The sequence below is a fragment of the Bacillus sp. PS237 genome (assembly GCF_037963345.1).
Taxonomy (GTDB): domain Bacteria; phylum Bacillota; class Bacilli; order Bacillales; family Bacillaceae; genus Bacillus; species Bacillus subtilis.
Map to the genome: position 1 here is coordinate 3090429 of NZ_CP150156.1, position 15117 is coordinate 3105545.

General features: G+C 48.0%; 5 protein-coding genes, 21 tRNA genes and 3 rRNA genes. All 29 read right to left on the reverse strand.

Features of this window, described 5'->3' with window-relative positions:
* Positions 1 to 25: 25 nt before the first annotated feature.
* Complete coding sequence (gene glgP / locus NST22_RS16070) at positions 26 to 2422, reverse strand: glycogen phosphorylase GlgP (RefSeq protein ID WP_004399110.1); 2397 nt, start codon at positions 2420 to 2422, stop codon at positions 26 to 28.
* On the reverse strand, positions 2409 to 3863 hold the full coding sequence (gene glgA / locus NST22_RS16075) for a glycogen synthase GlgA (protein WP_003246015.1): 1455 nt from the start codon (positions 3861 to 3863) through the stop codon (positions 2409 to 2411). The genes glgP and glgA overlap by 14 nt, the downstream gene beginning before the upstream one ends.
* Positions 3860 to 4891, reverse strand: coding sequence for a glucose-1-phosphate adenylyltransferase subunit GlgD (gene glgD, locus NST22_RS16080; protein WP_004398841.1), 1032 nt, complete (start codon positions 4889 to 4891; stop codon positions 3860 to 3862). The genes glgA and glgD overlap by 4 nt, the downstream gene beginning before the upstream one ends.
* 23 nt (positions 4892 to 4914) lie before the next feature.
* Positions 4915 to 6057, reverse strand: coding sequence for a glucose-1-phosphate adenylyltransferase (locus NST22_RS16085; RefSeq protein ID WP_009968049.1), 1143 nt, complete (start codon positions 6055 to 6057; stop codon positions 4915 to 4917).
* Positions 6054 to 7937: a 1,4-alpha-glucan branching enzyme gene (gene glgB, locus NST22_RS16090; RefSeq protein ID WP_004398803.1), complete on the reverse strand. Its 1884-nt coding sequence runs from the start codon at positions 7935 to 7937 to the stop codon at positions 6054 to 6056. The genes NST22_RS16085 and glgB overlap by 4 nt, the downstream gene beginning before the upstream one ends.
* Positions 7938 to 8169: 232 nt before the next feature.
* Positions 8170 to 8241, reverse strand: a tRNA-Glu gene (locus NST22_RS16095).
* Positions 8242 to 8266: 25 nt separating this feature from the next.
* Positions 8267 to 8357: transfer RNA gene (locus NST22_RS16100), tRNA-Ser, on the reverse strand.
* Between the two features lie 3 nt (positions 8358 to 8360).
* Positions 8361 to 8435: transfer RNA gene (locus NST22_RS16105), tRNA-Asn, on the reverse strand.
* Positions 8436 to 8445: 10 nt separating this feature from the next.
* Positions 8446 to 8522: transfer RNA gene (locus NST22_RS16110), tRNA-Ile, on the reverse strand.
* Between the two features lie 15 nt (positions 8523 to 8537).
* Positions 8538 to 8611: transfer RNA gene (locus tag NST22_RS16115), tRNA-Gly, on the reverse strand.
* Positions 8612 to 8621: 10 nt separating this feature from the next.
* Positions 8622 to 8697 (reverse strand) — tRNA-His (locus NST22_RS16120).
* A gap of 17 nt (positions 8698 to 8714) precedes the next feature.
* Positions 8715 to 8790, reverse strand: a tRNA-Phe gene (locus tag NST22_RS16125).
* Between the two features lie 12 nt (positions 8791 to 8802).
* Positions 8803 to 8879 (reverse strand) — tRNA-Asp (locus tag NST22_RS16130).
* 11 nt (positions 8880 to 8890) lie between these two features.
* Positions 8891 to 8967, reverse strand: a tRNA-Met gene (locus NST22_RS16135).
* Positions 8968 to 8984: 17 nt separating this feature from the next.
* Positions 8985 to 9077: transfer RNA gene (locus NST22_RS16140), tRNA-Ser, on the reverse strand.
* A 6-nt stretch (positions 9078 to 9083) separates the two neighbouring features.
* A tRNA-Ile gene (locus NST22_RS16145) sits at positions 9084 to 9160 on the reverse strand.
* Positions 9161 to 9162: 2 nt separating this feature from the next.
* A tRNA-Met gene (locus NST22_RS16150) sits at positions 9163 to 9239 on the reverse strand.
* A gap of 19 nt (positions 9240 to 9258) precedes the next feature.
* Positions 9259 to 9331 (reverse strand) — tRNA-Ala (locus tag NST22_RS16155).
* A 5-nt stretch (positions 9332 to 9336) separates the two neighbouring features.
* Positions 9337 to 9413: transfer RNA gene (locus tag NST22_RS16160), tRNA-Pro, on the reverse strand.
* Between the two features lie 15 nt (positions 9414 to 9428).
* A tRNA-Arg gene (locus tag NST22_RS16165) sits at positions 9429 to 9505 on the reverse strand.
* 9 nt (positions 9506 to 9514) lie between these two features.
* Positions 9515 to 9600, reverse strand: a tRNA-Leu gene (locus NST22_RS16170).
* Between the two features lie 14 nt (positions 9601 to 9614).
* Positions 9615 to 9689 (reverse strand) — tRNA-Gly (locus NST22_RS16175).
* Positions 9690 to 9694: 5 nt separating this feature from the next.
* Positions 9695 to 9781 (reverse strand) — tRNA-Leu (locus NST22_RS16180).
* 10 nt (positions 9782 to 9791) lie between these two features.
* Positions 9792 to 9867, reverse strand: a tRNA-Lys gene (locus NST22_RS16185).
* Positions 9868 to 9904: 37 nt separating this feature from the next.
* A tRNA-Thr gene (locus NST22_RS16190) sits at positions 9905 to 9980 on the reverse strand.
* Positions 9981 to 10012: 32 nt separating this feature from the next.
* A tRNA-Val gene (locus NST22_RS16195) sits at positions 10013 to 10088 on the reverse strand.
* Between the two features lie 22 nt (positions 10089 to 10110).
* Positions 10111 to 10226 (reverse strand): 5S ribosomal RNA (gene rrf, locus NST22_RS16200).
* Positions 10227 to 10281: 55 nt separating this feature from the next.
* Positions 10282 to 13209: ribosomal RNA gene (locus tag NST22_RS16205) — 23S ribosomal RNA — on the reverse strand.
* Between the two features lie 170 nt (positions 13210 to 13379).
* Positions 13380 to 14929 (reverse strand): 16S ribosomal RNA (locus NST22_RS16210).
* Together the 16S, 23S and 5S rRNA genes with 21 tRNA genes alongside form the textbook arrangement of a ribosomal RNA operon.
* Between the last annotated feature and the right edge of the window lie 188 nt (positions 14930 to 15117).

Consider the following 15117-nt stretch of genomic DNA (forward strand, 5'->3'; position numbering starts at 1 on the left):
AAAAGCCGCTTATACAGCGGCTTTTTCACATCATCGGCTTGATGCCCCAAATGTCCTTCGCATATTCCCGGATCGTGCGGTCGCTGGAGAAATATCCAGAATGAGCAATGTTTACAATCGAATGCTCAGACCATTTCCTTCGCTCTCGATAATCAGCTTGAATTCGCTCCTGTGCATCTGCATATGAGCTGAAATCCTTCAGCACAAAATACTCATCATTATGCGGAAGCAGCGAGTCAAAGATCGATTCAAATTCATCTGCCTCTCCTTCAAAAAAACCATTGATCAACTGATCCGCTACCTGCCTGATTCTCCTGTCATGCTGATAATATTCCCTCGACCTATAGCCGCCGTTTTCCTGATACGATAGAACCTCATCCGCCTTTAAGCCGAACGTGTAAATACAGTCAGGGCCCACCCGCTCAAGGATCTCGATATTTGCGCCGTCATGCGTGCCGATCGTCAAAGCCCCGTTCATCATAAACTTCATATTCCCTGTACCAGACGCTTCCTTGCTTGCGGTTGAAATTTGCTCACTTACGTCTGATGCCGGAAAAATTCGCTCAGCCATAGAAACTCTATAATTTTCTAAAAAAACAACTTTGATCAGCTGTTTGACCGCCGGATCATAATTGACTTTTTCTGCGACAGAATGGATCAGCTTAATGATTTTCTTGGCATAATAATAGCTTGGTGAAGCCTTTGCCCCGAAAATAAAGGTTTGCGGGTAGATTGAAAACCCCGAATCCTCCTTGAGGCGGTTATACAAATACATAATGTGAAGAACATTCAGCAGCTGCCGTTTATATGCATGAAGCCGTTTCACCTGTACGTCGAATATGCTCTCAGGGTTCACAACCACCCCGGCCGTGCAAAAAATCAAATCGGCAAGCTCTTGTTTTTTCTTGCTTTTGTTGTTTTGAAACTGTTCAATAAATGCAGGATCAGTGGCGTACGGTTCTAAACGGATCAGTGATTCCGGCTGCTTGACCCATTCATCGCCGATCGCCTCTGTAATGATGGCAGACAAGCCTGGATTCGCTTTTAACAGCCAGCGCCTGTGGGCAATTCCATTCGTCTTATTGTTAAAACGATTCGGAAACAGCAAGTGAAAGTCGCGCATCTCCCTTTCCTTTAATATATCGGAATGTATTTTTGCAACGCCATTTACACTGTAGCTGCCTACTATGGCCAGATGAGCCATTTTGACAACACCATGCGCTGTAATCGCCATGTTCTCTATCCTTTTCCAGTCTCCAGGATACTTTTCCCAAACTGCACGGCAAAACCTCTCATTGATCTCTTCAATAATCATGTACATTCGCGGGAGCAGCGGCTTAAACAAATGAATCGGCCATTTCTCGAGCGCTTCTGACAATGTTGTATGATTTGTATAAGAAATCGTATGTACAGTGATATGCCAAGCTTCTTCCCAGCTCATGTTCTCTTCATCGAGCAAAATCCGCATTAGCTCAGGCACCGCAAGCGCAGGGTGAGTGTCATTAATATGAATGCTCACTTTTTTATGCAGGCCGGATAAAGATTTATGTGTTTTACGGTAATTGTTCACAATGCTTTTTAAGCTTGCGCATACTAAAAAATACTGCTGCTTCAGCCGTAAAATTTTCCCCTCATCATGGGTGTCATCGGGATATAAGAATTCAGAAACCGCTTCTGTTTCTCGCTTATAAGACAAAATATTACCGCCGTGATAATGGGCATAGGGCTCGGCGTTCCAAAGCCTTAACGTGTTGACAGTGCCCGTTTCATAGCCGATGATCGGGATATCATAAGGAACAGCGGTAACAATTGTCGCTTGTTCATGGCGAAAATGCAGGCGCCCGCTTTTTTCTGTCATATGGACTTCGCCCCAAAACGGCACGTCCACTGCTTGATCCGCATTCCTTACTTCCCATACGTTCCCGTTTTTCAGCCATTGCTCAGGCAGCTCCACCTGATGTCCGTCTACAATTTTTTGCTCAAACAAACCATGCTTATAACGTATGCCCATGCCGTGCCCAGGCAGGTTCAACGAAGCAAGCGAATCTAAAAAGCAAGCGGCCAAGCGCCCAAGTCCGCCATTGCCGAGACCTGCATCGTTCTCTATCTGAAGGATCTCCTCTAAATTGATGCCGATTTCCTTTAAACCAGCTTCTACAACATCACGAACACCAAGATTCATTAAGTTTTGCTCAAGGAGCTGACCGAGCAGAAATTCGATTGATAAATAATATGTCTGCTTCCCGGAATTTGATCTGCTTTTTTCATTCGTTTCGATCCAATCAGCGCTGATATACTCTCTGACCATATTGCCCAACGTTTTATATTGATCCAGCTTGGCAGAATCTTTAAAGCTTTTTCCGCACGTCATTTCCAGACGCTTTAAAAATAAGTCTGCAAAGCGTTCTTTACTCGAGAACATCCCGTCCACTCCTTGTCACCTGCTCGAAAATACGCTGATACTCTTTAGCCGACTTCCCCCAGCTGTAATCTGCATTCATAGCGGTCTTCACGATGCTCTTCCATACATCCTGTTGGCAATAAAACGACAGCGCCCTTTCTATCGTAAATTTCAGATCATGCGCATTAAAGGCGGAAAACGTAAAGCCATTGCCCGTTCCCTCTTCCTCCTGATAGGCACGGACAGTGTCGTAAAGACCGCCCGTTTCCCTGACAATCGGAATGGCGCCATATTGAAGAGCAATGAGCTGCCCCAAACCGCACGGCTCAAATTTCGACGGCATCAAAAACATATCAGAGCCCGCATAAATTTGATGGGCTAGCGGCTCATCAAACCCGATATAAGCCCGGCACTTCTCATGAAAAGCAAATTCTGCATACCGGAAATAATCTTCAAATTCACGTTCTCCTGTGCCTAGCACAACCAGCTGTATGTCTTGCTCCTCAAGAAGTTCGTGCATAATTCTGCGGACAAGATCAAGCCCCTTTTGTTTAGTGAGCCTTGTCACCATACTGATCAGCGGAATATCGTTTTTCTCTGGAAGCCCCATCCGCTGCTGAAGCTTCGTTTTGTTTTCCAGCTTGCATGCAAGATCCCCTGAATCGTATTGCGCCTCTATATAAGGGTCGCTTTTCGGCTGATAGAACGTATCATCAATGCCATTTAATATGCCGGTTACATCATCTTCCCTATATTGCAAAACCTGTTCCAACTGCTCACCATAATACGGCGTCATGATTTCATTTCTGTAAGTGGGGCTCACAGTTGTCACATGATCAGCCGCAATGATGCCCGCTTTCATAAAATTAACAAATCCGTTGCATTCTAACCTTTCATAATGAAAATGATCCATCTCAAGACCCAGCAAGTCATGTGTGACATCAGGAGGGAATATGCCTTGAAACTGCAGGTTGTGGATCGTGAGCACGCTTTTCATCCGTTCATAAAAAGGATGTTTTCTGTACTCCTCTTTCAGCAAATAATTGACCATCGCTGTATGCCAATCGTGAGTATGAACAATATCGGCTTGAACATTCACAACTTTGGCAGCCTCCAGCACAGCTCTTGAAAAAAAGGCAAACCGCTCACCGTCATCATAATGCCCGTACAACGAATCCCTGTTGAAATAGTACTCATTGTCGATGAAGTAATAATTCACATCATTCTCTGCCATATGTTCAATTCCGCAATATTGCTGCCGCCAGCCGACAGCTACGGTACACTCAGCCTGTTTTTTCATACGCTTTTTCCACGGTTCAGGTATTTGGCTGTACTTCGGCAGCATCACAGCTACCTCATTGCCTAATCGCGCAAGCGCCTTTGGCAGAGCACCTGCTACATCGGCAAGACCTCCTGATTTCACAAATGGGGTGCATTCTGACACAGCAAATAATATCTTCAAGAATTCATCAGCTCTCCTTGCACCAAACCTTTTCTTAATACAAGCGGCTGCTCAGCTGTTCCTGCAGCTTCCGTCGCCTTGCCGATTTTAACATCCTTATCCGAAATGACCTGCTCAAGAAGACAATCCTCTCCAATCTGCGTTTTTTGCATAATAATGCAGTTTTTCAGCTTCGTACCCTTTCCGACATGGACCGCCCTGAACAAAATGCAGTTTTCAACCTCTCCTTCAAGCACACAGCCGTTTGCCACCAAAGAATTTTTGACAGTGCTGTGCTTTCCGTATTTCGTAGGCGGCTCATCCTTCACTTTTGTATAGATCGGCTGCTGCGGCAAAAACACCTGCTGCCAAAAACGAGGCTGAATGAGCTCCATACTGTGGGTATAATATTTTTCCACCGAATCAATGACAGCGGCATAACCTGAATATTCATAAGGGCAAATGGTCAGGGCGGAAGATTCCTTTTCAACAGCCTCCTGAATGGTTTTATAGCCTTTTTCGCTATGTCCGTAGATCAGATCCTTTAAAAGCGTTGTTGACATGATATAGATTTGCAGCGACTGGCCGTCCTGAAATACCTCGGTGACGTCGCAGCCAACCTCCTGATGGCGTTTCAGCACATATTGAAATTGAATGTTGCATACGGTATGGCTGTTGGAGATTACAGCATATTGCTGAGTGCTTCTGTGGAAGTAATCTAGATGGTCCGAAAACTGGCGAAAGGAACCGAATTCATCGTATTCGTGATGAAGATGGGGAGACGGGAAAAAAAAGAGGCCGTCCTTTTTCCGGTGCAAATCCCATTCCTTACCCGCCCCAAGGTGATCCATGAGCGAACGGTAACGATACTTCGGAAAAATTGCAACACTCCTAATATCCGCATTCACCATGTTGGAAAGCATAAAATCAATCAGTCGGTACCTGCCGGCAAAAGGGATCGCCCCGAGCGACCGCTGTGCTGTTAAATCCTGAAGAGAATGCTTATATGTGGTTTCATCTATAACACCTAACATTTGATTATTGAACACTGACTCTGCCCCCTCTTCAGTAATTAAATCAATTCTTTTTCTACAAATTCCTCTGAAACGAGCAGCACCTCTTCAATGTCTTTTTCGGAGCGAATCACTGCGCCATCCGGCAGCACCATCCCATTAGGAACGATGGCATTTTCAATGACTACATGCTCCCCAATCGTCACATCCGGCATTATGACGGATGATGTAACAGTCGTATGCTTACCAACAGTCACACCTTGAAAAAGAACGGAGTGAGACACATTTCCATATACAACACAACCTTCGTTCACAAGCGAATCTTGAACCTGCGCATCAGATGAAATAAATTGCGGAGGCTGATTTGGATTGACGGAGTAAATTTTCCATTTGCGTTCAAACAGCTTCAGCTCCGAGTCCTCTTTTAACAAATCCATATTGGCTTCCCACAAGCTCTGCACCGTTCCGACATCCTTCCAATATCCCTTGAACGGATAAGCAGAAAGCTTCTTTTTCTCTTCCAAAAGCAGTGGAATAATGTCTTTGCCGAAGTCGTGGCTAGAATAAGGGTTTTGATCGTCCATCTCAAGATACTGTTTCAAAAGCGGCCAATTGAATATATAAATTCCCATTGAGGCAAGATTGCTCTTAGGGAATTTGGGCTTTTCATCAAAATGTGTGATCGTCCCATCTGGATTGGCCTTCATGATGCCGAACCGGCTTGCTTCCTCCCAGCCCACTTCGATGACAGAGATGGTCACATCTGCTTTCTTTTCAATGTGATAATCAAGCATTTTGCCGTAGTCCATTTTGTATATGTGATCTCCTGATAAAATCAGTACATACTCAGGATCATACTGATTCAAATAATTGAGATTTTCATAAATGGAGCTTGCCGTCCCTTTATACCATTTGACTTCTGATGACTCGGCATAAGGGGGTAAAACCGTCACGCCGCCATTATATCTATCCAGGTCCCATGCACTGCCGATCCCAATATAGGAATTCAGCTCGAGCGGCTGATATTGCGTTAAAATCCCGACTGTGTCTATGCCTGAATTAGAACAGTTGCTTAGGGTAAAATCAATAATCCTGTATTTTCCCCCGAAAGATACAGCCGGTTTGGCCATATTTTTTGTTAATCCGCTGAGACGGCTGCCCTTCCCGCCGGCAAGGAGCATGGCTACACATTGTTTTTTCATCTTTTTATCTCTCCTCTTTTTTTAACCGCCCGTAAAATCGAGATGCCGTAAGGGGGGATGGTCATCGTGATATAACACGGTTTATGATGAAGTGCTCCCTTTTTAGCCGATAACGGCTTTTTGTTGATTTGCCCTGAGCCTCCATATGTTTCACTGTCACTGTTAAGCACTTCAATGTATTGAGTAAAAAAAGGAACTCCAACATCATATTGATGATAGACCACGGGTGTAAAATTACAAATGATGACAAGCGCCTCACCGTGCTTTTGGCCATAACGAATAAAAGAAAAGATTGATTGTTCGTCATTATGGACATCAATCCATTCAAACGATTGTGCACGATGGTCATGCTCATAAAGGATTTTGCTTTTTTGGTAAAAGCGGAGAAGATCTTGCGTAAAAACGCTGGCTTTCTGATGCATGGGGAAGGAGTCCAAAAACCAATCAAGCTGTTCTGTATCTTTCCATTCATCAAATTGAGCAAACTCTGATCCCATAAAGATCAATTTCTTTCCGGGATGCACTGTCATATAGCCCAGCAAAAGCCGATACTGGGCAAATTTCTGCCAGTAGTCGCCAGGCATTTTATTGAGAAGTGATTTTTTTCCGTATACGACTTCATCATGAGAAAACGGCAATACAAAATGTTCACTAAACGCATATAGTAATGAAAAAGAGATAAGCTGATGACAATGCCGCCTTTCTTCGGGCGGCGTCTCCATGTATTTCAGTACGTCATTCATCCATCCCATATTCCATTTATAATGAAAACCAAGCCCCCCTTCCTCAACGGCACCTGTCACTTGAGGCCATTCTGTAGAATCTTCTGCAATCATCATCACATGGGGATATGCCTCTCTCATGGTTTGATTGAGTTTTTTTAAAAAATCAACAGCATATGGATTCGTGTGGCGTTCATCCTGATTTGGCCAATACAAGATATTAGCCACTGCATCAACCCTAAATCCATCTATATGATAGAATTCCGCCCAGTACAACGCATTCGAAATTAAAAAACTATGAACTTCCGGTTTCCCCAGGTCAAAGTTTGCCGTGCCCCATAACCAGTTCTCCCGATCACGTTCTTCTTTGTATTCATAAAGCGGTTCTCCATCAAACATATAAAGGCCATGTGCATCTTTACAAAAATGTCCGGGGACCCAATCCAAAATGACTCCGATATTTTGTTGATGACATTCATCCACAAACTTCATCAGATCATGCGGCGGGCCAAACCTGCTTGTCGGGCTGTAATACCCCGTTCCTTGGTACCCCCATGAACGATCATATGGATGCTCATACACGGGAAGCAGTTCAATATGGGTAAACCCATGCTTCTTGATATAAGGGATAAGCGTCTGACTTAATTCTTTATAGGAATAATGCCTGCCATCAGAATGCTTCTTCCAAGACCCAAGATGCAGTTCATAAATGAAAACAGGTTTTTCATACAGCGTCTTAGCCTTCTGTTTCTTTTGCCATTTTTGATCTTGCCAGCTGTATCCTTCCAAATCGTAAGTAAGTGACGCTGTGTTTGGTCTGACTTCTGAATAAATAGCGTATGGATCTGCCTTCAGCCTGATCTCACCGTTATTCGTCACAATTTCGTATTTATATCGTTCCTTTTCTCCTATACCTGGAATAAATAACGTCCAAATGCCATTATCATTCACTCTGTGCATCACATGCTCTTCTCCAGACCAGCTGTTAAAATCTCCAGCCACTCGTACTTCCGACGCATGAGGCGCCCACACACAGAATTCATATCCGCTTTTGCCATTCAGCTCGCGGTAATGCGAGCCAAACAGCTGATAGCTTTTAAACAGACTGCCTTCGTGAAAAAGATAAACATCATGTGCTGTCGGGCTGGCAGCGGCCATGTAATCATCCTTTCTGACATCATAGTTTTCATTTATAGTATTTATTCGAAGAAATAAAAAAAAGCCCTTTCCTGAAAGCGCTTATACTTATAGACAATTAACTTCATTTTCTGAAGAAAAACGAAATATATGGAGATTTTTGTAGTCTGTTTTTAAAATAAAGAACAAAATCTAAGACATATCATGATTTATAAAAACAAAAAAACCTTGCAGGATATGCAAGGCTTCTGGATGACCCGTACGGGATTCGAACCCGTGTTACCGCCGTGAAAGGGCGGTGTCTTAACCGCTTGACCAACGGGCCGATAATTATGATATCTGTAATCATATGGCGGAGAAGGAGGGATTTGAACCCTCGCGCCGCTTACACGACCTACACCCTTAGCAGGGGCGCCTCTTCAGCCACTTGAGTACTTCTCCATTTGGCTCCACAGGCAGGATTCGAACCTGCGACCGATCGGTTAACAGCCGATAGCTCTACCACTGAGCTACTGTGGAACAAAAGTCATGGTGGGCCTGAATGGACTCGAACCATCGACCTCACGCTTATCAGGCGTGCGCTCTAACCAGCTGAGCTACAGGCCCATGACGATATAGAAATGGAGCGGGTGATGGGAATCGAACCCACGACATCAGCTTGGAAGGCTGAGGTTTTACCACTAAACTACACCCGCAATTTTTATTTGGGGCGATTGATGGGAATCGAACCCACGAATGCCAGAGCCACAATCTGGTGCGTTAACCACTTCGCCACAACCGCCAAAGCATATTGATAAATGGTGGCTCGGGACGGAATCGAACCGCCGACACACGGATTTTCAGTCCGTTGCTCTACCAACTGAGCTACCGAGCCTAAGTATTTAAATGGCGGTCCGGACGGGACTCGAACCCGCGACCTCCTGCGTGACAGGCAGGCATTCTAACCAACTGAACTACCGGACCATTTTAAAATTTGGTTGCGGGGGCAGGATTTGAACCTGCGACCTTCGGGTTATGAGCCCGACGAGCTACCGAACTGCTCCACCCCGCGATGATTAGGAATATGTATGGCGGAGGAAGAGGGATTCGAACCCCCGCGGGCTTTGACACCCCTGTCGGTTTTCAAGACCGATCCCTTCAGCCAGACTTGGGTATTCCTCCGTATAGTGGTGGACCTTGTAGGACTCGAACCTACGACCGGACGGTTATGAGCCGTCTGCTCTAACCAACTGAGCTAAAGGTCCATTGGTAGCGGCGGAGGGGATCGAACCCCCGACCTCACGGGTATGAACCGTACGCTCTAGCCAGCTGAGCTACACCGCCAAATATTTTTGAAATCAAGTGGAGCCTAGCGGGATCGAACCGCTGACCTCCTGCGTGCAAAGCAGGCGCTCTCCCAGCTGAGCTAAGGCCCCAAGAATGGTCGGGAAGACAGGATTCGAACCTGCGACCCCATGGTCCCAAACCATGTGCTCTACCAAGCTGAGCTACTTCCCGATTTCATATAGATCATGGCGCGCCCGAGAGGAGTCGAACCCCTAACCTTTTGATCCGTAGTCAAACGCTCTATCCAATTGAGCTACGGGCGCAAAACTTAATGCCGAGGGCCGGACTTGAACCGGCACGGTAGTCACCTACCGCAGGATTTTAAGTCCTGTGTGTCTGCCAATTCCACCACCCCGGCGTGGATGGTATAGTTGGAGCGGAAGACGGGATTCGAACCCGCGACCCCCACCTTGGCAAGGTGGTGTTCTACCACTGAACTACTTCCGCAGAAATGGTGCGGATGAAGGGACTTGAACCCCCACGTCTGTAAAGACACTAGAGCCTGATTCTAGCGCGTCTGCCAATTCCGCCACATCCGCAACATGTAAATGGTGAGCCATGAAGGACTCGAACCTTCGACCCTCTGATTAAAAGTCAGATGCTCTACCAACTGAGCTAATGGCTCTTCTTACAATAGACTTGAATATTATATCATATAAAAGTGGTGCCGGCAAGAGGACTTGAACCCCCAACCTACTGATTACAAGTCAGTTGCTCTACCAATTGAGCTACACCGGCATATATGTAAAACCGATATGTATAATGAAAAATGGTGGAGGATGACGGGCTCGAACCGCCGACCCTCTGCTTGTAAGGCAGATGCTCTCCCAGCTGAGCTAATCCTCCATACTTGCACTAACGTGCAATTGCTTGGCGGCGTCCTACTCTCACAGGGGGAAACCCCCGACTACCATCGGCGCTGAAGAGCTTAACTTCCGTGTTCGGTATGGGAACGGGTGTGACCTCTTCGCTATCGCCACCAAACAAATTGAGAGTGTTCTCTCAAAACTAGATAACAGGTGTGACATCATTCAAAAATATGGTTAAGTCCTCGATCGATTAGTATCTGTCAGCTCCATGTGTCGCCACACTTCCACCTCAGACCTATCAACCTGATCATCTTTCAGGGATCTTACTTCCTTGCGGAATGGGAAATCTCATCTTGAGGGGGGCTTCATGCTTAGATGCTTTCAGCACTTATCCCGTCCGCACATAGCTACCCAGCGATGCCCTTGGCAGAACAACTGGTACACCAGCGGTGCGTCCATCCCGGTCCTCTCGTACTAAGGACAGCTCCTCTCAAATTTCCTGCGCCCGCGACGGATAGGGACCGAACTGTCTCACGACGTTCTGAACCCAGCTCGCGTACCGCTTTAATGGGCGAACAGCCCAACCCTTGGGACCGACTACAGCCCCAGGATGCGATGAGCCGACATCGAGGTGCCAAACCTCCCCGTCGATGTGGACTCTTGGGGGAGATAAGCCTGTTATCCCCGGGGTAGCTTTTATCCGTTGAGCGATGGCCCTTCCATGCGGAACCACCGGATCACTAAGCCCGACTTTCGTCCCTGCTCGACTTGTAGGTCTCGCAGTCAAGCTCCCTTGTGCCTTTACACTCTGCGAATGATTTCCAACCATTCTGAGGGAACCTTTGGGCGCCTCCGTTACCTTTTAGGAGGCGACCGCCCCAGTCAAACTGCCCACCTGACACTGTCTCCCCGCCCGATAAGGGCGGCGGGTTAGAAGGTCAATACAGCCAGGGTAGTATCCCACCGATGCCTCCACCGAAGCTGGCGCTCCGGTTTCCAAGGCTCCTACCTATCCTGTACAAGCTGTACCAACATTCAATATCAGGCTGCAGTAAAGCTCCACGGGGTCTTTCCGTCCTGTCGCGGGTAACCTGCATCTTCACAGGTACTATAATTTCACCGAGTCTCTCGTTGAGACAGTGCCCAGATCGTTGCGCCTTTCGTGCGGGTCGGAACTTACCCGACAAGGAATTTCGCTACCTTAGGACCGTTATAGTTACGGCCGCCGTTTACTGGGGCTTCAATTCGCACCTTCGCTTACGCTAAGCGCTCCTCTTAACCTTCCAGCACCGGGCAGGCGTCAGCCCCTATACTTCGCCTTACGGCTTCGCAGAGACCTGTGTTTTTGCTAAACAGTCGCCTGGGCCTATTCACTGCGGCTCTCTCGGGCTTGCACCCTAACAGAGCACCCCTTCTCCCGAAGTTACGGGGTCATTTTGCCGAGTTCCTTAACGAGAGTTCTCTCGATCACCTTAGGATTCTCTCCTCGCCTACCTGTGTCGGTTTGCGGTACGGGCACCTCTCACCTCGCTAGAGGCTTTTCTTGGCAGTGTGGAATCAGGAACTTCGCTACTATATTTCGCTCGCCATCACAGCTCAGCCTTATGGGAAACGGATTTGCCTATTTCCCAGCCTAACTGCTTGGACGCGGATATCCAATACCGCGCTTACCCTATCCTCCTGCGTCCCCCCATTGCTCAAATGGTGAGGAGGTGGTACAGGAATATCAACCTGTTGTCCATCGCCTACGCCTTTCGGCCTCGGCTTAGGTCCCGACTAACCCTGAGCGGACGAGCCTTCCTCAGGAAACCTTAGGCATTCGGTGGAGGGGATTCTCACCCCTCTTTCGCTACTCATACCGGCATTCTCACTTCTAAGCGCTCCACCAGTCCTTCCGGTCTGGCTTCACAGCCCTTAGAACGCTCTCCTACCACTGTTCGAAGAACAGTCCGCAGCTTCGGTGATACGTTTAGCCCCGGTACATTTTCGGCGCAGAGTCACTCGACCAGTGAGCTATTACGCACTCTTTAAATGGTGGCTGCTTCTAAGCCAACATCCTGGTTGTCTAAGCAACTCCACATCCTTTTCCACTTAACGTATACTTTGGGACCTTAGCTGGCGGTCTGGGCTGTTTCCCTTTCGACTACGGATCTTATCACTCGCAGTCTGACTCCCAAGGATAAGTCATTGGCATTCGGAGTTTGACTGAATTCGGTAACCCGGTAGGGGCCCCTAGTCCAATCAGTGCTCTACCTCCAAGACTCTTACCTTGAGGCTAGCCCTAAAGCTATTTCGGAGAGAACCAGCTATCTCCAGGTTCGATTGGCATTTCACCCCTACCCACACCTCATCCCCGCACTTTTCAACGTGCGTGGGTTCGGGCCTCCATTCAGTGTTACCTGAACTTCACCCTGGACATGGGTAGATCACCTGGTTTCGGGTCTACGACCACGTACTCATGCGCCCTATTCAGACTCGCTTTCGCTGCGGCTCCGCATCTTCTGCTTAACCTTGCACGGGATCGTAACTCGCCGGTTCATTCTACAAAAGGCACGCCATCACCCGTTAACGGGCTCTGACTACTTGTAGGCACACGGTTTCAGGATCTCTTTCACTCCCCTTCCGGGGTGCTTTTCACCTTTCCCTCACGGTACTGGTTCACTATCGGTCACTAGGGAGTATTTAGCCTTGGGAGATGGTCCTCCCGGATTCCGACGGAATTTCACGTGTTCCGCCGTACTCAGGATCCACTCAGGAGAGAACGAAGTTTTGACTACAGGGCTGTTACCTCCTATGGCGGGCCTTTCCAGACCTCTTCATCTACCTCGTTCTTTTGTAACTCCGTACAGAGTGTCCTACAACCCCAAGAGGCAAGCCTCTTGGTTTGGGCTGATCCCGTTTCGCTCGCCGCTACTCAGGGAATCGCATTTGCTTTCTCTTCCTCCGGGTACTTAGATGTTTCAGTTCCCCGGGTCTGCCTTCTCATATCCTATGAATTCAGATATGGATACCACTCCATTACGAGTGGTGGGTTTCCCCATTCGGAAATCTCCGGATCAAAGCTTGCTTACAGCTCCCCGAAGCATATCGGTGTTCGTCCCGTCCTTCATCGGCTCCTAGTGCCAAGGCATCCACCGTGCGCCCTTTCTAACTTAACCGTTAAAAAGAATCACTATGTGATATCTTGTGTTACTAATTGAATGTGATGTCTACTGTTATCTAGTTTTCAAAGAACACGTTTCGAAGGAATGATCCTTCAAAACTAAACAAGACAGGGAACGTTCTGTTTATAAGACCCAAGGTCTTATATTCCGTATAATATCCTTAGAAAGGAGGTGATCCAGCCGCACCTTCCGATACGGCTACCTTGTTACGACTTCACCCCAATCATCTGTCCCACCTTCGGCGGCTGGCTCCTAAAAGGTTACCTCACCGACTTCGGGTGTTACAAACTCTCGTGGTGTGACGGGCGGTGTGTACAAGGCCCGGGAACGTATTCACCGCGGCATGCTGATCCGCGATTACTAGCGATTCCAGCTTCACGCAGTCGAGTTGCAGACTGCGATCCGAACTGAGAACAGATTTGTGGGATTGGCTTAACCTCGCGGTTTCGCTGCCCTTTGTTCTGTCCATTGTAGCACGTGTGTAGCCCAGGTCATAAGGGGCATGATGATTTGACGTCATCCCCACCTTCCTCCGGTTTGTCACCGGCAGTCACCTTAGAGTGCCCAACTGAATGCTGGCAACTAAGATCAAGGGTTGCGCTCGTTGCGGGACTTAACCCAACATCTCACGACACGAGCTGACGACAACCATGCACCACCTGTCACTCTGCCCCCGAAGGGGACGTCCTATCTCTAGGATTGTCAGAGGATGTCAAGACCTGGTAAGGTTCTTCGCGTTGCTTCGAATTAAACCACATGCTCCACCGCTTGTGCGGGCCCCCGTCAATTCCTTTGAGTTTCAGTCTTGCGACCGTACTCCCCAGGCGGAGTGCTTAATGCGTTAGCTGCAGCACTAAGGGGCGGAAACCCCCTAACACTTAGCACTCATCGTTTACGGCGTGGACTACCAGGGTATCTAATCCTGTTCGCTCCCCACGCTTTCGCTCCTCAGCGTCAGTTACAGACCAGAGAGTCGCCTTCGCCACTGGTGTTCCTCCACATCTCTACGCATTTCACCGCTACACGTGGAATTCCACTCTCCTCTTCTGCACTCAAGTTCCCCAGTTTCCAATGACCCTCCCCGGTTGAGCCGGGGGCTTTCACATCAGACTTAAGAAACCGCCTGCGAGCCCTTTACGCCCAATAATTCCGGACAACGCTTGCCACCTACGTATTACCGCGGCTGCTGGCACGTAGTTAGCCGTGGCTTTCTGGTTAGGTACCGTCAAGGTACCGCCCTATTCGAACGGTACTTGTTCTTCCCTAACAACAGAGCTTTACGATCCGAAAACCTTCATCACTCACGCGGCGTTGCTCCGTCAGACTTTCGTCCATTGCGGAAGATTCCCTACTGCTGCCTCCCGTAGGAGTCTGGGCCGTGTCTCAGTCCCAGTGTGGCCGATCACCCTCTCAGGTCGGCTACGCATCGTTGCCTTGGTGAGCCGTTACCTCACCAACTAGCTAATGCGCCGCGGGTCCATCTGTAAGTGGTAGCCGAAGCCACCTTTTATGTTTGAACCATGCGGTTCAAACAACCATCCGGTATTAGCCCCGGTTTCCCGGAGTTATCCCAGTCTTACAGGCAGGTTACCCACGTGTTACTCACCCGTCCGCCGCTAACATCAGGGAGCAAGCTCCCATCTGTCCGCTCGACTTGCATGTATTAGGCACGCCGCCAGCGTTCGTCCTGAGCCAGGATCAAACTCTCCGATAAATGGATCACAGGTTAAGTTCACCGCATCCTGCGGCGACACCTGTGTGACCTGCGTCGTGCAGGCCCTAGTTTGACTGACTACGCACATCGCAGTGCGATTTTTAAAAACTGAATTAACAGGTACGTTTTGTCTTGTTTAGTTTTCAAAGATCATTTCGTTACTTCTCAATGAAGCAGCTTTACTAATA

Bases quoted from the DNA above. Each gene is read 5' to 3' on its own strand.
- glgP (WP_004399110.1), bottom strand. From the start codon at position 2,422: ATGTTCTCGAGTAAAGAACGCTTTGCAGACTTATTTTTAAAGCGTCTG.
- NST22_RS16085 (WP_009968049.1), bottom strand. From the start codon at position 6,057: ATGAAAAAACAATGTGTAGCCATGCTCCTTGCCGGCGGGAAGGGCAGC.
- glgB (WP_004398803.1), bottom strand. From the start codon at position 7,937: ATGGCCGCTGCCAGCCCGACAGCACATGATGTTTATCTTTTTCACGAA.